The organism is Solibacillus sp. NPDC093137 (genome assembly GCF_050280445.1).
In the GTDB taxonomy this organism is placed as follows: domain Bacteria; phylum Bacillota; class Bacilli; order Bacillales_A; family Planococcaceae; genus Solibacillus; species Solibacillus isronensis_B.
The window spans coordinates 56,209-72,016 of sequence record NZ_JBNNVH010000008.1; the positions used below are offsets into that span (position 1 = coordinate 56,209).

At 37.5% G+C, this 15,808-nt stretch carries 12 protein-coding genes; 4 read left to right on the forward strand and 8 right to left on the reverse strand.

Annotated features, from left to right (window positions below):
• Nucleotides 1-10: 10 nt before the first annotated feature.
• From ACQKN3_RS18430 to hflX, 3 genes are all read right to left on the reverse strand, one after another.
• On the reverse strand, nucleotides 11-844 hold the full coding sequence (locus ACQKN3_RS18430) for a GNAT family N-acetyltransferase (protein ID WP_251691233.1): 834 nt from the start codon (nucleotides 842-844) through the stop codon (nucleotides 11-13).
• 408 nt (nucleotides 845-1,252) lie between these two features.
• On the reverse strand, nucleotides 1,253-2,737 hold the full coding sequence (locus tag ACQKN3_RS18435) for a peptide MFS transporter (protein ID WP_251691231.1): 1,485 nt from the start codon (nucleotides 2,735-2,737) through the stop codon (nucleotides 1,253-1,255).
• A 310-nt stretch (nucleotides 2,738-3,047) separates the two neighbouring features.
• On the reverse strand, nucleotides 3,048-4,325 hold the full coding sequence (hflX, locus tag ACQKN3_RS18440) for a GTPase HflX (RefSeq protein ID WP_427713854.1): 1,278 nt from the start codon (nucleotides 4,323-4,325) through the stop codon (nucleotides 3,048-3,050).
• Nucleotides 4,326-4,461: 136 nt separating this feature from the next.
• Between hflX and ACQKN3_RS18445 the strand changes: the two genes are divergently transcribed.
• The 4 genes from ACQKN3_RS18445 to ACQKN3_RS18460 all read left to right on the forward strand — a co-directional run bounded on the left by ACQKN3_RS18445 (nucleotide 4,462) and on the right by ACQKN3_RS18460 (nucleotide 9,710).
• Nucleotides 4,462-5,622 (forward strand): class I SAM-dependent methyltransferase, encoded by a 1,161-nt coding sequence (locus tag ACQKN3_RS18445; RefSeq protein ID WP_427713857.1) that lies wholly within the window; start codon nucleotides 4,462-4,464, stop codon nucleotides 5,620-5,622.
• Nucleotides 5,623-5,826: 204 nt separating this feature from the next.
• Nucleotides 5,827-6,447, forward strand: a complete 621-nt coding sequence (locus ACQKN3_RS18450; protein ID WP_008405849.1) for a DUF47 domain-containing protein — start codon at nucleotides 5,827-5,829, stop codon at nucleotides 6,445-6,447.
• Nucleotides 6,448-6,466: 19 nt separating this feature from the next.
• Entirely contained in the window at nucleotides 6,467-7,483 is a 1,017-nt protein-coding gene (locus ACQKN3_RS18455; protein WP_251691225.1) for an inorganic phosphate transporter, read from the forward strand.
• Between the two features lie 109 nt (nucleotides 7,484-7,592).
• Nucleotides 7,593-9,710 (forward strand): MMPL family transporter, encoded by a 2,118-nt coding sequence (locus tag ACQKN3_RS18460; protein ID WP_251691223.1) that lies wholly within the window; start codon nucleotides 7,593-7,595, stop codon nucleotides 9,708-9,710.
• Nucleotides 9,711-10,041: 331 nt separating this feature from the next.
• Here the strand turns inward: ACQKN3_RS18460 and ACQKN3_RS18465 are convergent, their stop codons facing one another.
• From ACQKN3_RS18465 to ACQKN3_RS18485, 5 genes are all read right to left on the reverse strand, one after another.
• Nucleotides 10,042-10,266, reverse strand: coding sequence for a hypothetical protein (locus ACQKN3_RS18465; protein WP_251691221.1), 225 nt, complete (start codon nucleotides 10,264-10,266; stop codon nucleotides 10,042-10,044).
• 20 nt (nucleotides 10,267-10,286) lie between these two features.
• The gene (locus ACQKN3_RS18470; protein WP_251691219.1) at nucleotides 10,287-10,751 is read right to left on the reverse strand and encodes a hypothetical protein; all 465 of its coding nucleotides are present in this window, start codon (nucleotides 10,749-10,751) and stop codon (nucleotides 10,287-10,289) included.
• A gap of 115 nt (nucleotides 10,752-10,866) precedes the next feature.
• Nucleotides 10,867-11,955, reverse strand: a complete 1,089-nt coding sequence (locus ACQKN3_RS18475) for an AI-2E family transporter (protein ID WP_014822503.1) — start codon at nucleotides 11,953-11,955, stop codon at nucleotides 10,867-10,869.
• A gap of 148 nt (nucleotides 11,956-12,103) precedes the next feature.
• A complete protein-coding gene (locus ACQKN3_RS18480; protein ID WP_427713863.1) occupies nucleotides 12,104-13,807 on the reverse strand; it encodes a M3 family oligoendopeptidase in 1,704 nt (567 codons plus the stop codon).
• Nucleotides 13,808-13,974: 167 nt separating this feature from the next.
• On the reverse strand, nucleotides 13,975-15,723 hold the full coding sequence (locus ACQKN3_RS18485) for a methyl-accepting chemotaxis protein (RefSeq protein ID WP_427713865.1): 1,749 nt from the start codon (nucleotides 15,721-15,723) through the stop codon (nucleotides 13,975-13,977).
• Between the last annotated feature and the right edge of the window lie 85 nt (nucleotides 15,724-15,808).

Consider the following 15,808-nt stretch of genomic DNA (forward strand, 5'->3'; position numbering starts at 1 on the left):
CACTGATAAATTAAAGAGCAAATAATGAACGCTTTACAAGTAAGTAATGGCTAATATTATCATTTATTTTGTGTAAATAAATTATTTTATAATTTTGATCAAACATTGCCTGTAAAATATTTCTCGTTTTATAGCGCCAATCTTCTGCCAACGCAACACTTTCCACTTTGATTTTCTGGAAATTCGTAGGGATAGGTAACAGATAGGCATCATGAATAAGCGCCTCTTCTTTATTAAACTTTTGCTCCGGATCCAATGTCGGAAGGCCTACCATATTCTCTTCCCAATTCACTACCGGCTTTGCTTCATCCAGTAATTCTTCCACTTTCGCATCCCAGCGCAAGTAATCATTATCAACAAGTTGCCACTCTACACAAAGACGATCTGTAGGCAATACCCGATTGAACGGGTCTTCCATTTCACCGTAGCAATTTTCTATATAAGTATCGCTATAACTACGCAACTTTGAGAAGTTCAAAAATCCGCTGCGCGCTTCAAGTGGATCAAACGTCCAGCGGCAAGTTCTGTAACCGCGCTCTATTGCGATATCCTTTAAGTAATTTTTAAGCAATTCTCCAACGCCTTGCTCACGATAATTACGCTTCACACCAATCATATGGGAATATAAGTATATATTCTCATCCATATATCCAGGGCAACTATAGTTAAAACCAATTATTTCATCATTTAAATATGCACCGAGTACAATCCCGCCATTGCGAATCGTCGCAATTGTTTGATGTACTGGAATGCTGCCGACAGCCCAAATTTCATGCTCTAGCTTTCGTGCCTCTTCAATTTGTTCAATTGTCGTTAATTCTTTAATCGTCACTGATTCTAACATAATTCTGCCTCCCCTATAGTTACTTTTCTTCATACTTAAAAACGCCTTGCTTTACTTAGTGTCTCTCCGCAATCATGCTTTGTCGCATGATTTTTGAAAAAGATGTGTAACCATCGGGAATGTTCTACATATATCGGTTACCCCGGTTATTTTCGACCAAATGTAGCGAAATTAACCCAAATGGGTCTCTTTCGGCAAAAGTTTTTGACAATCGCTGAAAGAAGTTCATGTGAAGAATCGATACTTCCTTACTGAAAGAATTTATAGCGCTTCTTTAAGTATCATCCCAATCCCATTATATACCACAGACTACCTTTTTAAGTAGTTAACTTTTATTATTCCTTATTGACCAAAAGAAAAAACCTTTATTTACAGAAATTCTGTAAATAAAGGTTTGATGATTATTAATTATTTAATACCGCGCATTGCTTTAGAGATGATTGGCGAAATCAGGAGGATAATAACACCTAATACAACCGATAAACCACCTAATACACCGAAGTAAGTTGTTTCAGATACGATTCCGTAAACTCGAACTAACTGTGCATTAATTGCTTGTGCAGCAGCTGATGCCAGGAACCATAACGCCATTGTTTGGCCTGCGAATGCAGCTGGTGCCAATTTCGTAGTAGCTGATAAACCAACTGGTGAAAGCAATAGCTCACCTAATACTAACAGGAAGATTGAGAATACAACCCAAAGTGGGTTTACTAACGTATCTTCTGGAGTTAAAACGATTGCTGCGATCATTACGAAGAATGAAATACCTGCAAAGAATAAAGATAAAGCAAATTTCTTCGGAGTTGATGGTCCGCGATCCGCTAATTTCGTCCACATAAGCGCAAACATTGGCGCTAAAACGATGATGAATAACGGGTTAAATGACTGGAACCATGCAGCCGGAATTTCAAAGCCCCATAAATTTAAGTTTGTACGAGTATCAATGAACGTTGCAATGACTGTTGAAGATTGTTCAGCAATTGCCCAGAACATTACCGCACAAATGAATAATGGGATATATGCTAATAGACGAGATTTTTCGTCTGCATTTGTTTTTGGACTACGATACATATAAATAATAAATAACGTAGGAATCATTACACCTAAGAATGTAATTAATAATGAGAAGTTTTCAATGCTTGCGTTACCTGTTTGGTAAGCTACAAAACCTAAAATTACAATAATTAAACCACCAATTGTGAAGTTACGTGTTGTCGTTTTCTTCTCTTTATCTGATAGTGGGTTAGGTGCTACAGAACCTGCTAAACCAAGGCTCTTTTGTGACATTAAGTAAACAACTAAACCGATGAACATACCTACCGCAGCGACACTGAATCCTGCATGGAAGCCCCAGTTTTTTTGGAATAAACCAACTAATAAAGGTGCCAGGAAACCACCCATGTTGATACCCATATAGAAAATAGAGAATCCTGAATCACGACGTGCATCATTTTCTGCATACAAGTCACCAACTACTGATGAAACATTTGGCTTTAATAAACCAGTACCAATGATGATAAAGAACATCGATAAGTATAATGCTGATACACCAAGCGGCAAGGCCAATAATATATGACCAATCATAATTAATATTCCGCCATAGAATATCGCTTTACGCATACCAGTAATACGGTCAGCGATCCACCCGCCGATAATACCTGACATGTAGATTAATGAACCGTAAATCGACATGATGATGTTAGCTTGCGTACGATCTAGTCCTAATCCACCATCTTTAACTGCATAGTACATGTAGAATAGTAGAATGGCACGCATACCATAATATGAAAAACGTTCCCAAAACTCTGTAAAGAATAGTGTAAACAACCCTTTAGGTTGACCGACAAAACCAGTTTGAGGAACGGACTTCACAATTTCTTCTTTTGAATACATTTGAAATCCTCCCGATTAATAAATATTCTGACAATAAACTCCGTCGTCTGTTGTCTGACATTTGAAATAATATACTTGAACACTTTAGCCTAATAGTTGATTAAAATCAACAAATAATCAAAATGTTATAATTTTATGTTTTTTCATTATTTTCAGATAAATAGAACAAATTACCACAACAGGATTTTTGTATTATAAAACAATTAATTCAGTAAAGAAATTATTTTGACTTTTCAACTAGATAAAGATTTAATAAAAAAAGCTAGAGTACGATGCAACCACAACGTACTTTAGCTTGTTATCTCCATTATTACTTTACCACATAAATTTCATACTTCTGATAATCCGCCTCTTTAAGTTCAAGCGTTAATAATGTACCCTCTTCTTCATATTCCGTTTCTAAAACAGTTGCCTGCTCATTTAAATAGGAAACAATTCCACCCTGATTATATGGAATAAGCATTTGACATGTAACATAATTAGCAAAAATTTGTTGTTTGATTTGTTGAAGCAACTCTTCCAGTCCTACATCTTCCTTCGCAGAAAGCCAAATATTGTCCCCGCTAACTAATGGATATTCCACATCAGCCAAGTCGGATTTATTGTATACATATATAGTAGGAATATTTTCAACATCAATCGCTTTTAATGTTTCATTCGTTACTTCCATCATAAAACGGTATTCTTCATTTGATACATCTACAACATGCAGCAGCAGGTCGGATTCTCGTGCTTCTTCCAATGTCGATCGGAATGCTTTTACTAAGTGATGTGGCAGTTTGCTAACAAAACCAACCGTATCAGTCAGTAAAAAGGATTTATTATCTTCCAGTTCAATATTACGGACTGAAGTTTCAAGTGTCGCGAACAACATATCCTTTTCAAACACTTGCTTTGTATCATCTTGCCCCGCCTTCGCAAGTAACTGGTTCATAATCGTGGACTTTCCTGCATTTGTATAACCTACAATTGATACGACAGGTACTGCATTTTTACGGCGTTGCTTGCGCTGTGTTTCACGCTGTTCTTTAACGGATTCAAGTTCTTTCTTGATTTTCGAAATCTGATCTTCAATTTTACGACGGTCAAGTTCAAGTTTTGTTTCCCCTGCACCACGGTTTTTAAAGCCGCCGCCTGTTCCTCCCCCTTGACGGGATAGTGAAGCATGGAGCCCAACTAGACGCGGAAGCATATACTGTAATTGAGCGAGCTCTACTTGTAATTGCGCTTCACGTGTTTTTGCACGGCGGCTGAAAATATCTAAAATCAGCATTGTACGGTCAATTACTTTACATTGTAAATCACGCTCTAAATTACGGATTTGTGACGGTGAGAGTTCATCATTAAAAATAATAATGTTGGCATCTGTTTCATCAAAGAACGCCTTAATTTCTTCAATTTTCCCTGTACCTACATAATGTGAAGGTGTCACACGTTCTAGATTTTGCGTCACCATGCCGACAACTTTTACATCTAAAGCTTGTGCTAAATTTTCCAACTCTTCCATTGAGTAATCAAAATGCTCATCCTTTTGTAAATTGACGCCAACTAATACACCGCGTTCAATTAATACTTCAACATCTTTCAAATTTTTGCCTCCTTGCTACCATCTATAGTTTTTCCCCATCGTAACATACAATTCAAAAGCCTGTACAATGACAACATATAAGCGCATTATGATACTATAGGGAAACAATATTTTGAAAAAAGAAAAGGCGGTTTTTATGGAATTCGAACAAATGAAAGTGCGGCTTCATGCACTCATTTCTAATAAAACACTACTTCAAGCAACTATTAGCCAGCCACGTCAAAAATCCAGTGACTTAAAACGGGTCAAACTCAAGCCCGTAGAAATTCGCGGAGAATATATGATCCAACTGGAATATCAATATGAGCGCATTTTAAAGCATGAAAATATAACAGTTGAAGATTTAGCCGCGAAGCTCGATGCTCTTTTTGAACAGTTCCGGCAAGTACATGCTGAGTTTCAGGAGCAGACTGTACAAGTGCAACTCTCGAAGAAAAATAAAGTGCTTTGGAAATCTGATCAAAATGCGACAACTAAACAAGTGAACTTATCCCATAACCGAAAAAAACAATATCTATTGGATGATTCCCGTATTCACCCGTTTTTAGTCCGTTTAGGAGTGCAGTCAGAGGATGGGAAAATAAAGAAACAGAAATACGATAAGTTTAAACAAATCAATCGCTTTGTTGAGTTTATCGATGATTCTTTAGCCCATTTGCCGAAAGATAAAACTATTCAAATACTAGATTTCGGTTCTGGTAAGTCCTATTTAACATTCGCTTTGTATCATTACTTAAAAATTGAAAAGGGTCTTGATATACATGTCACAGGCCTTGACCTCAAAAAGGAAGTGATTGAGGAATGTAACCGGATTGCAGCAGATTTACAATATGAAGATCTACAGTTTTTAGTTGGGGATATTAATGACTTCAATGAAGAAACTTCTGTAGATATGGTCGTAACCCTTCATGCTTGTGATGTTGCGACAGATATGGCATTAGCCCGTGCTGTAAAATGGGGCGCAAAAGTTATTTTAAGTGTTCCTTGCTGTCAACATGAATTGAACCGTCAGCTGCAGGCACCTGCATTATCGATTATGACACAGCATGGCTTAGTGAAGGAGCGCTTTGCCGCATTGGCTACGGATTCAATTCGCGCTGAACTTTTATCACTTGTCGGCTATGATACACAGTTATTGGAATTTATCGATATGGAAAATACTCCAAAGAATATTTTAATACGTGCTTATTTCACCGGGAAGAAGCCAACAAGTGAGCAGCGATTAAAATATAACGAATTTGTACGCTTTTTGAATGCGAAGCCATTTTTGGAAAATGAGCTACAAAATTTACTATAATACCAAAACAGTTTACTCGTTTAGTTGTATTTTTTCTATCTTTCGACTAAAAATAATTACTTATTCACCTTTTCCTTTTGTTACAGAATTGTAAAGATTGATAAGGTTAGAGTAAAATTTGTATAGATTTTTTTAAGTTTTTGTTATGATAATTGAGGTTAATTTTTAAAATTATTTTAATTATATATATCCAGGAGGCATTCCATGTTTAGTTCAAAGAAGCAAGATCCGTTTTTTTCAGCCTTATTGAAAATTGCTGAAAATATGCGTGAAGGTATCCATTATGCAAATGATTTCCGCATTGAAACGGTTGCAGACTTAAAGGAAATTAGCATTCGTATGAAGCAATACGAAACAGCAGGTGATAAATTAATTCATGAATTAATTGTCATGCTTAATAAATCATTTATGACGCCAATTGAGCGTGAAGATATTTTATCATTAGCAATTCGTATGGATGATGTGTTAGATGGTGCAGAAGGTACGATTGCACATTTCGAAATGTTTTCATTAACAGAAATCGATGAATCGATGCGCGATTTCCTAGCATATATTGCCAAATCTACTGATGAAATCGTTAAAGCGATGGAATTATTAAACAAAAAAGATCTTGTTGGGATGCGTCAACACGCAATTTTAATTAAAGATTATGAGCGTGAATGTGATGAAGTTTTACGTTCTTCTATTAAAAAGCTGTTTTTAAACGAAAAAGATCCTATTCGTCTAATTAAATTCAAAGATATTTATGAACAGTTAGAAGAAATTGCCGACTACTGTCAAACAGTTGCTAATACAATCGAAACAATTATTATGCGTAATGCGTAATTAATGAGGAGTCCTTTTAATGAATACACTACTTATCATTACTGTCCTAGTAGTCTTTTTTGCACTTGCATTTGACTTCATTAATGGTTTTCATGACACGGCAAATGCGATAGCAACATCCGTTTCAACACGTGCGCTACCTCCTCGAGTAGCGGTAGTCATGGCAGCGTTTATGAATTTCTTGGGTGCCATTACATTCGTAGGTGTTGCAAAGGCGATTGCGTCAGATATTGTTGACCCTTTTACATTATCTACACCTGATGCACCATTAATCGGTACTGTTGTTATTTTGGCCGCTCTATTATCAGCGATCACTTGGAACTTAGTCACTTGGTATTTTGGAATTCCATCAAGTTCGTCTCATACATTGATCGGTTCGATTGCAGGTGCTGCCATTGCAGCATCTGGAGTCGGGGTTTTAAACTATAGCGGATTCACAAAAATCATCATTGCTTTATTAGCATCACCAATCATTGCGATTTGTGCTGGTTATATAATGATGACAATAATGAAATTCATTTTTAAGAATATGAACCTATATAAAACAAATAAAGGTTTCCGTATTATGCAAATTTTCACTGCTGCCATTCAATCATTTACCCACGGGACAAACGATGCTCAAAAGGCGATGGGTATTATTACGATGGCACTGATTGCAGCGAATTTGCAAACAACGGATGATGTACAGGGTTGGGTACGTTTTGCCTGTGCTTTAGCAATGGGTCTTGGTACATCAATCGGCGGTTATAAAATCATTAAAACAGTTGGCGGCAAAATTATGAAAATCCGTCCTGTAAATGGTGCTGCTGCAGACCTTGCTTCCGCATCCATCATTTTCGGTGCAACATTAATTCACTTGCCTGTATCAACAACACATGTTATTTCTTCTGCAATTATGGGTGTTGGTTCAGCTCAAAATGTAAAAGGCGTAAACTGGGGTATGGCTCGTAAAATTGTCACAACATGGATTATTACAATGCCTATTTCTGCTGTAATGGCAGCGATTATTTATACAGTATTAAATCTATTCTTTTAGTAAAGAGGAGAGGTATGTTTCGAAATTTTTTTTCGGACAAACCTCCCTCTTTTCTTTTTTTCTATGAATCCATTACACTGTATTTATGGAAAAAGAAAGGCGGTAATTTATGAAACAGTTCGCAGCATTCATTACAAAATTTGCAAAACCGATCGTTCTACTATGGTGTGCAATTTTAGTTGTTCTAGCATTTTTTGCGCTTCAACTCCCTTCTAAACTGCAAGGGGATGGGTTTTTCTATGATGGCGACCACTCGTATGTAACGCACGAGTTATCGGATACATTCAATTTACCCGCAAAAACGATTTTTGTGCTGTTTGAAAATAAAACAGATGAGGAAATTTCGTCTGCCCTTGAAAGATTAGAAACAATTGAAGAAATTCAAACAATAACATCTCCTGTAGGTGTCGAAGAATTAAATAAAGACGGCTATGCCTATGGAATGCTGGAGTTTGATAATTCGGTAGATGATTACTTCCCTATTATTGACGAGTTGCGTGAAAAGCTCGGCGAAGTTAACGGTATTTCCATTACAGGTGAACCGGTTATTTCAAAGGATATTAATGTAGCAAGTCAAAATGATTTAATTAAAGCTGAAACGATTGGTCTTCCGATTGCTTTAATCGTTTTATTGTTAGCATTCGGTACGATTGTAGCTTCTTTACTGCCTATTTTAGTTGGCGGTGCCACGGTTGTCATCACACTTGGTCTATTGGCTCTTTTAGGCGATAGTGTGAACTTATCGATTTTCGTTTTAAATATCGTCCCAATGCTCGGGTTAGCTTTAAGTATTGATTTTGCTTTGCTGCTTATTAACCGTTACCGTGAAGAACGCAACACACAATCCATTGAGCAGTCAGTTCAAATTGCTATCCAAACAGCAGGACGATCGATTATCTTCTCAGCGCTTTGTGTCATGATTGGTCTTGGTGCAATGATCGTCATTGATGTGGAAATTTTCATGAACATCGCGCTTGGCGGATCAATTGTCGTGTTGCTGGCTGTCTTAACTGGTATTACACTTTTACCGGCAACATTGATGCTTCTTGGTGACCGTTTAAATAAAGGCCGTGTTTTCCGAATAAAAGCGACTGCCTCTCGTTGGCAGAAGTTCGCCGCCTTTGTCATGAAACGACCTGTCACAATTATTGTTGTGGCCATCATTCTGTTATGTGTTGCAATGGTGCCGATCAAAGATATCGAGTTAACGATCCCTTCTACGGAATCATTGCCGGAATCATATGAATCGCGCCAAACCTTTGATACGCTCGATGAACAGTTTGGGCTTGCCGATAATACACCGGTATTCCTTCTGGCAGAAAATGAAGATGCCGCTGCTTGGGATACGAAAGAAGGACGCGAAAAAATATTCGATATTCAGCAGCAGCTGTTGGATGACCCTCTTGTCGGTCGTGTAACATCGATGTTTACTGTAGCCAATATTGAGTCCGTTGAAATGTGGGAAATGGCGAACAGCAACCCACAAGCTCCCGGTGCACTGGATGAAGTGGCGGAAAACTTTATTCAGGAAGACAAAATGTATATGGTCGCTTATTTAAATGCTGAAGGTTCTTCATTTGAAGCTCAGGATTTTGTACGCGACTGGAGTGAAAAAGACTTAGGCGTCGATTTCGCTTTGTCCGGTCAAGCGAAATTCAATCAGGAAATCTTTGATGAGATTGCCGGCAAAGTACTTATTGCCATTGCGATTATCATTGTATCTACCTTCTTCATTTTAATGATTGCATTCCGTTCGATTTTAATTCCGTTGAAAGCAATCTTAATGAATATCCTTGGCTTAGGTGCGACATTCGGTATTCTTGTATACATTTTCCAATATGGCCATTTCGGTTTGGAAGCAACGACAATTGTATTGATTATTCCGGTGTTGACCTTCTGCTTAGTGTTCGGCTTAAGTATGGACTATGAAGTATTTTTAATTTCCCGTATTCAGGAAGAATATTTAAAAGGGGCAACTAATACGAAGGCAACGGTCGATGGACTTGTCTCGACAAGTAAAATCATTACATCGGCAGCGCTTATTATGATTGTCATTACAGGAGCATTCGCATTTACGGATGTCATGCCCGTGAAGCAAATCGGAGTCGGTATTGCGATCGCTATTGCTATTGACGCAACAGTCATCCGCCTGATGCTTGTCCCAAGCTTCATGAAACTGTTTGGCGACTGGAACTGGTGGCTGCCGTTTAAGAAGAATACGAGATAATGTTAATAAATAGTCGTCCGGCCTGTTGTAAGTGGGCTGGGCGGCTTTTTTTGTTTCTGTTATTAGAACATTTGTCGGGGGAATTAAAAATTCCGTTGCTTTTATTAGAAGACTGGGTGAAACTGGTGACTTTTCTTTTATTTATAGGGGGCCGGCTAACCGGGTTTGAGTTTATTAGAACAATTGGTGAAGATATTAGAAGAAATAGTGTGGATATTAATACTTCCGTTGCCTTTATTAGAAAACCAACACCACCGCCCCGCACCTCAAACAAAAAAATCCCCCCGCCGCTATACCGACGAAAAGGATTTTAGAAATTGAAGCAATCTGCCTAACCTAAATACAGCTGCTCCTCAAACGGAAGCATAACTGAACTTACATTGCTCGACTCTTCACTTTTGTTCAACTCGATTTGTTTCGGGTCTTTAGGTTCCCACAACATGTAAAATGCTTGAATTGCAATGACAATCACAATGGATGCTACTAAAATTGTACCGACGATAATTTTGACCATTTTATTTCCGGACATTTCTTTCGATGAATTCTGTTGTGTCATTCTTCAATTCCCTCACTTATCTATTTTGAAAGTCGGAAACCTTCCTCACGTAAATAAGCGACAGCGTCTTCACGCGTACCGAAAGATTCCTCTAAATTTCCTTGATGGTAAATATTCCAAGAACGATCATTAAACTCCAGCTCTAGTTTTGTTCCTTCACGCGATGTCCATGTCTCGACAATCGGTAAAATCTCTTCTTCTTCCTCAGATAAATAGTTAATCGAGTCGCGCACTATTTCACGTAACGCTTCTTCACTATAGTCGCGAATATTAACAAGCCCGTTATCGCCAGCTTCTTTTTCATATTTCAATAAGTCGCCTACGAAAACAAAGCCATTGCCGTTTGGATGCAACTTTTCTACAACAATCGATTTTTCGTAAAGACTTTCTTCAAAGTGGTAGTTCACACGTTTTAATGAAATTTCCTTTTTAGTCAACTGAGGAAATGATTCGATAATTTCTTGTTTTTGTTCAAATGTTAGCATTGTCTGCTCCTTTTAAATGTCTTTTCAATTATTAAGTATACAGTGTCCGGCGAAAATTAAAAAGCGAAGCATATGCTTATCACATATGCTCCGCAACTTAGCCATATAAACTAGGTTATATCGTCTTATTGGCAGTCTCTTTAATCTGTTTTCGTTCTTCATAAATATTTTGAACGATTACTTTAATGACACAGTACGTAGGGATCGCAATCAGAATTCCGATAAACCCGGCAATATTACCTGCTGCCAATACGATTGAAATGACTGTCAACGGGTGAATATCCAAAGATCGTCCCATAACATTTGGTGTGATTAAGTTACTTTCTACTTGCTGTGCGACAAGCGTTACAACACCAACCCAAATAACGTCAAACGGATTATTCAGAAGTGCTACAATCACTGCCGGTACAAGGGAAAGCCACGGACCGATAAATGGAATCATATTCATAAAAAATGCAAATAAGGCAAGTAATAATGAATATTCCAAACCAATGATTAAATAGCCAATATACATCATGATTGCGAGTAAAAAGCTGACCAATACTTGTCCTTGTACATAGCTTCTTAATACGTTATCAATTTCTTCTAATGTTTTTTTCACCCATGTGCGGCGTTCCCCAGAAAAGATACCATAAATCTGAGGAGCGAATTTTTCATGGTCTTTCAACATGAAAATGAAGAAAAATGGTGCTAATACTAATGTTAATGTGACGGTTACCGCCCCACTTAAGAAAGAAACAAGATATTTACTACTTGCGACAGCAATGTCTTGTATCGAATTGGTTACAGATGCTATAAACTCTTCTACTTGCGGAGGTAACATCGGAATATTTTCCTTATTATCTAAAATAAAATCAGCTGCTTCTTCAATATCCTTAGCGATCGTCGGTGCATTTTCAACAAGTCTGTTTACTTGGTTTGCAATTGGAGTACCAACCAAAATCAAAAAACTTGCGAATAAACCCGCAATTATAAGAACAATCGTTATTAAACTACCCCATCTCGGCATTCCCCGTTTTTCCAATATACGCTGTAACGGCTCTGAAATATAATAGAGCACCCCACCGAGTAATAACGGTACAAGTATTGTCGTAAAAATGATGATAATCGGATTAAATATCGAATGAATTTCAATAAAGTATTTAATAATTAATAATGTTAATAAAATACCTACGCCAACTTGGAACCACAGTTTTCTTGTCATCGGCTCACTCTCTTTCCCAAACTTTCTTTTACTTTATATTTTTACTATAACTATGTACGTTTTAGCATGCCATAAAGGTTCATAAAATACAAAAAATAAAAAAGGTTTCTTCCGCAAAGGAGTCTTTGCGGAACAAACCTCTTAACTTTTATAGCCTTTTATCGTCAATTGAATTTAAATAGTCTTCGATTGTACCTACAACCGACTCCACACAGCCTTCGTCAAATGGCGAGATTAAGCCCGCTTCTTCAACAAGTTTTGTGAAAGCAAATGACCCGCCAAGACTGCATAAATGCAGATAGTCTTTCCAAGCACCATCAAAGTCTTCGCGTGAACGTTTCCAAAACTGGAATGCACAAATTTGCGCTAACGTGTAGTCAATATAATAGAATGGGCTTGAATAAATATGACCTTGTCGTTGCCAAAAAGCTCCTGATTCTAAATAGTCATGACCGTCATAATCGCGATGCGGTAAATACTTCGCTTCGATTTCTTTCCATGCAGCATTGCGCTCTGCTGGTGTCATTTGTGGATTTTCATACACGACATGCTGGAATTCATCTACTGCTACACCGTATGGTAAGAATAGTAACCCGCTGCTTAAATGCGAGAATTTATACTTATCTGTTTGGTGCTTGAAGAATAGCTCCATCCAAGGCCATGTAAAGAATTCCATACTCATAGAATGAATTTCTGCTGATTCATATGTCGGCCATAAGTATTCCGGAATTCCAATATTTCGGCTTGAATACACTTGGAATGCATGTCCTGCCTCATGTGTCAGTACATCAATATCTCCGGATGTGCCGTTAAAGTTCGAGAAGATGTACGGTGATTCGTAGTCTTCGATAAACGTACAGTATCCTCCGCTTTCCTTACCTTTTTTCGCAACTAAATCCATCAGGTCATGCTCGATCATATAGTTGAAGAACTCGCCTGTTTCCTTAGATAGTTCTTCGTACATTTTTTTACCGTTATCGATAATCCATTGCGGGTCACCTTGAGGTACGGCATTTCCTGTTAAGAATGTTAAGCCTTCATCATAGAATTTAAAGTCTTCCACACCGATGCGTTCTGCTTGGCGCTCATACAGTTTTGTTGCAAGCGGTACGATACTTTCACGCACTTGCTCGCGGAATTTGGCAACCATCTCTGCATTGTAGTCAACACGGTTCATATTGACATAGCCAAGTTCTACATAGTTTTTGAAGCCTAATTTTGTCGCAATTTCATGGCGAAGCTTCACTAAATCATCATAAATCTGATTGAACTTTTCTTTGTTTGAAGCATAGAAATCTGCACTCGCTTCACGTGCTGCTTTACGAACATCACGCTCTGTAGATTCTGCATATGGCCCAAGCTGTGCCAATGTCAAAGTTTTGCCATCAAATTCAATTTGAGCAGAAGCAACTAGCTTGCTGTATTCAGACGTTAATCTGTTTTCCTTTTGCATAAGCTCGATTACTGCAGGCGAGAAACCTTTTAATAAGTTCTCAGCTAATGCAAATAGTTGCGTACCCCATTTTTCTTCCAGTTGAGCACGGAATGGCGATTTTACTAGTTCCGTATAGTAATTAAATACAAGCTCATCTGCCATTGGGCTTACTTCATCGAAATGGTCACGCTCTTTTTGGTAATACTCATCGTTTGTATCAATTGATGCACGTACATAGACGATATTAGCCATTGTAGAAAATGTGTTGCGAATCGCATTTAATTTTTCAATAACTTCGCTTTGTTCATCTACAGTAGTTGCAGCTTTAAATTCCTCTAATAATGCTGCTGTCTGTTCTTTCATTTGTTCTAAATCCGGTCGTTTATAATCAAAGTCTTTAAATGTTACCAAACTCATTCACCCCATCTGTTCACTTCATTCGGAATTCGAAATTCCCTCTTTTATTATTTATGATTATGGCATAAATTGCAATTATTTTCAGAATATTTATCTAGCTTTATTTTAGGCTAATAGACATAAAAAATAAGCAGCCGAGAAAAGGTCTCAGCTGCTTATGCCAGTCATTATATTTTGAACTTATTCATTTCCAATACAACTTGTTGTGAATGGTTATCCAATTCTTCAACCGCTTTTGTTAAATCATCGACTACGAGTGTTTGTTCATCAGAAGCAAGAGCCAAATGTTTTGCATAGTCGGATGTATCATTTACTAAACGACTCATTTCTTCAGTCGAAGCTAAAATTTGTTCTGCACCTGCTGACATTTGCTCAACAACTGCTGAATCGTCCTGAATTCGATTATTGACATTCAATACAGAATTTAAAATTTGATCTAAGCGTTGACCAATTTCACCTACTGCCATCGTTCCTTCTTTAACATCTGTTGTTGTCATATCAATCTCAACTAGTAATCGATCCGTAATATGCGAGAATTTTTGGAGATGACCCGAAATTTCCTCCGCAGATGTACGGGACATTTCAGCCAGCTTCTTCACTTCATCAGCTACAACCGCAAATCCTTTTCCTGCCTCTCCGGCACGTGCTGCTTCAATTGCTGCATTAAGCGCCAGTAAATTCGTCTGATCCGAAATATTCGTAATGACTGTTACCATTTCTTTAATTGAGTGGAAGTTTTCTCCCATTTCTTTTACTAGCTTAGCCGTATTTTCTACCGATTTTTCTACCCCTTGAATCTGGCCAACTACCTTACCGGAACTTTGTGCACCATCTTCAACAAGGCTCGTCATATCGGAAGAAATCTCAGCAATCTCATTAAATGTATCGGCCAGTTTCTGAATGCCGATTGCCATTTCATTCATCGCAGCATTTACTTCATTATTGCTTACTTGCTGTAATGTCCCGCTGTGTGATATCGTGGCGATATTTTCCACCATTTTTTCATTTGATGTGTTCACACGTTCCGTAGATGTTTCGATTAGATCGACTACTTCTCCCAGCCCATCTGTACGTTCCTTCAATACTTGGAATGTGACTGATAACTCGACAAGCGAGCTTTGGAAGTTTTTTGCGAATGCTGTAATTTCATTATTCGTTTTAAAATTCAGCTTATCCAACATAGCCTGTGATTCAACAATATCACCTGAAGCTAGATTTTCTGCTGCTTTATTTAATGTTTGTAATGGCGATAACGCTCGACGGATATAAGTATAAATACCGATTAAAGCTACTATAAAAATAATAATGAAAATGAGCGCAATAATTGGGACAATCTCTTTTGCTACATTTTTTGTTAACGATGAAACATACGATGCATCGATATCAACACCTAAATAGGCAATCGTTTTCCCTGCATCATTTTTAATCGGAACAATACCGGTAATATATTCACCAAAATCACTGCTTAAAAGGTCTGATGCAAATTGGCCGTCTTCGATAACGCGCTCAATATGCTCGTACTTTGTAGAACCCGATGCGTCACCCAGCTTCCCGGCATTTTCAGTATCATCTGCCGGCATGCCATCAACTAAAAATGTAACTTCCCCATTTTCTTCTGGTACAAAATAGGTATAGGCATACATGACACCATTGTATTCGCGTAATTCATTCAACTGTTCACGTAATGCCCAATATGTTGCATTTTCTTCTGGTTCTTCAATAAGCTGCTCATACTTTTGTACATCTATGTAATTTACAATATTACTAGCTACTTCTATCGTACGTTCCTTCACTGATGACTGAACTGAACGTGCTGAATTAAACTGAAGCATAATAACTGTTAATAGTAAAATAACGGTGAAAATAATGCCAATCATCAATATGATTCTACTACCTAATTTATCCATTCTTTTCATAGCCTATTTAATCTCCTAATATAATATTTAATTGTTAAATTTATTTTGAATTAAAGATTAATTAAAAGCAATGTCTTTTAATGAA

Excerpts from the sequence above, each read along its gene's own strand:
- ACQKN3_RS18430 (WP_251691233.1), bottom strand. The coding sequence starts at position 844 with ATGTTAGAATCAGTGACGATTAAAGAATTAACGACAATTGAACAAATT.
- ACQKN3_RS18435 (WP_251691231.1), bottom strand. The coding sequence starts at position 2,737 with ATGTATTCAAAAGAAGAAATTGTGAAGTCCGTTCCTCAAACTGGTTTT.
- ACQKN3_RS18445 (WP_427713857.1), top strand. The coding sequence starts at position 4,462 with ATGGAATTCGAACAAATGAAAGTGCGGCTTCATGCACTCATTTCTAAT.
- ACQKN3_RS18450 (WP_008405849.1), top strand. The coding sequence starts at position 5,827 with ATGTTTAGTTCAAAGAAGCAAGATCCGTTTTTTTCAGCCTTATTGAAA.
- ACQKN3_RS18455 (WP_251691225.1), top strand. The coding sequence starts at position 6,467 with ATGAATACACTACTTATCATTACTGTCCTAGTAGTCTTTTTTGCACTT.
- ACQKN3_RS18460 (WP_251691223.1), top strand. The coding sequence starts at position 7,593 with ATGAAACAGTTCGCAGCATTCATTACAAAATTTGCAAAACCGATCGTT.
- ACQKN3_RS18465 (WP_251691221.1), bottom strand. The coding sequence starts at position 10,266 with ATGACACAACAGAATTCATCGAAAGAAATGTCCGGAAATAAAATGGTC.
- ACQKN3_RS18470 (WP_251691219.1), bottom strand. The coding sequence starts at position 10,751 with ATGCTAACATTTGAACAAAAACAAGAAATTATCGAATCATTTCCTCAG.
- ACQKN3_RS18475 (WP_014822503.1), bottom strand. The coding sequence starts at position 11,955 with ATGACAAGAAAACTGTGGTTCCAAGTTGGCGTAGGTATTTTATTAACA.
- ACQKN3_RS18480 (WP_427713863.1), bottom strand. The coding sequence starts at position 13,807 with ATGAGTTTGGTAACATTTAAAGACTTTGATTATAAACGACCGGATTTA.
- ACQKN3_RS18485 (WP_427713865.1), bottom strand. The coding sequence starts at position 15,723 with ATGAAAAGAATGGATAAATTAGGTAGTAGAATCATATTGATGATTGGC.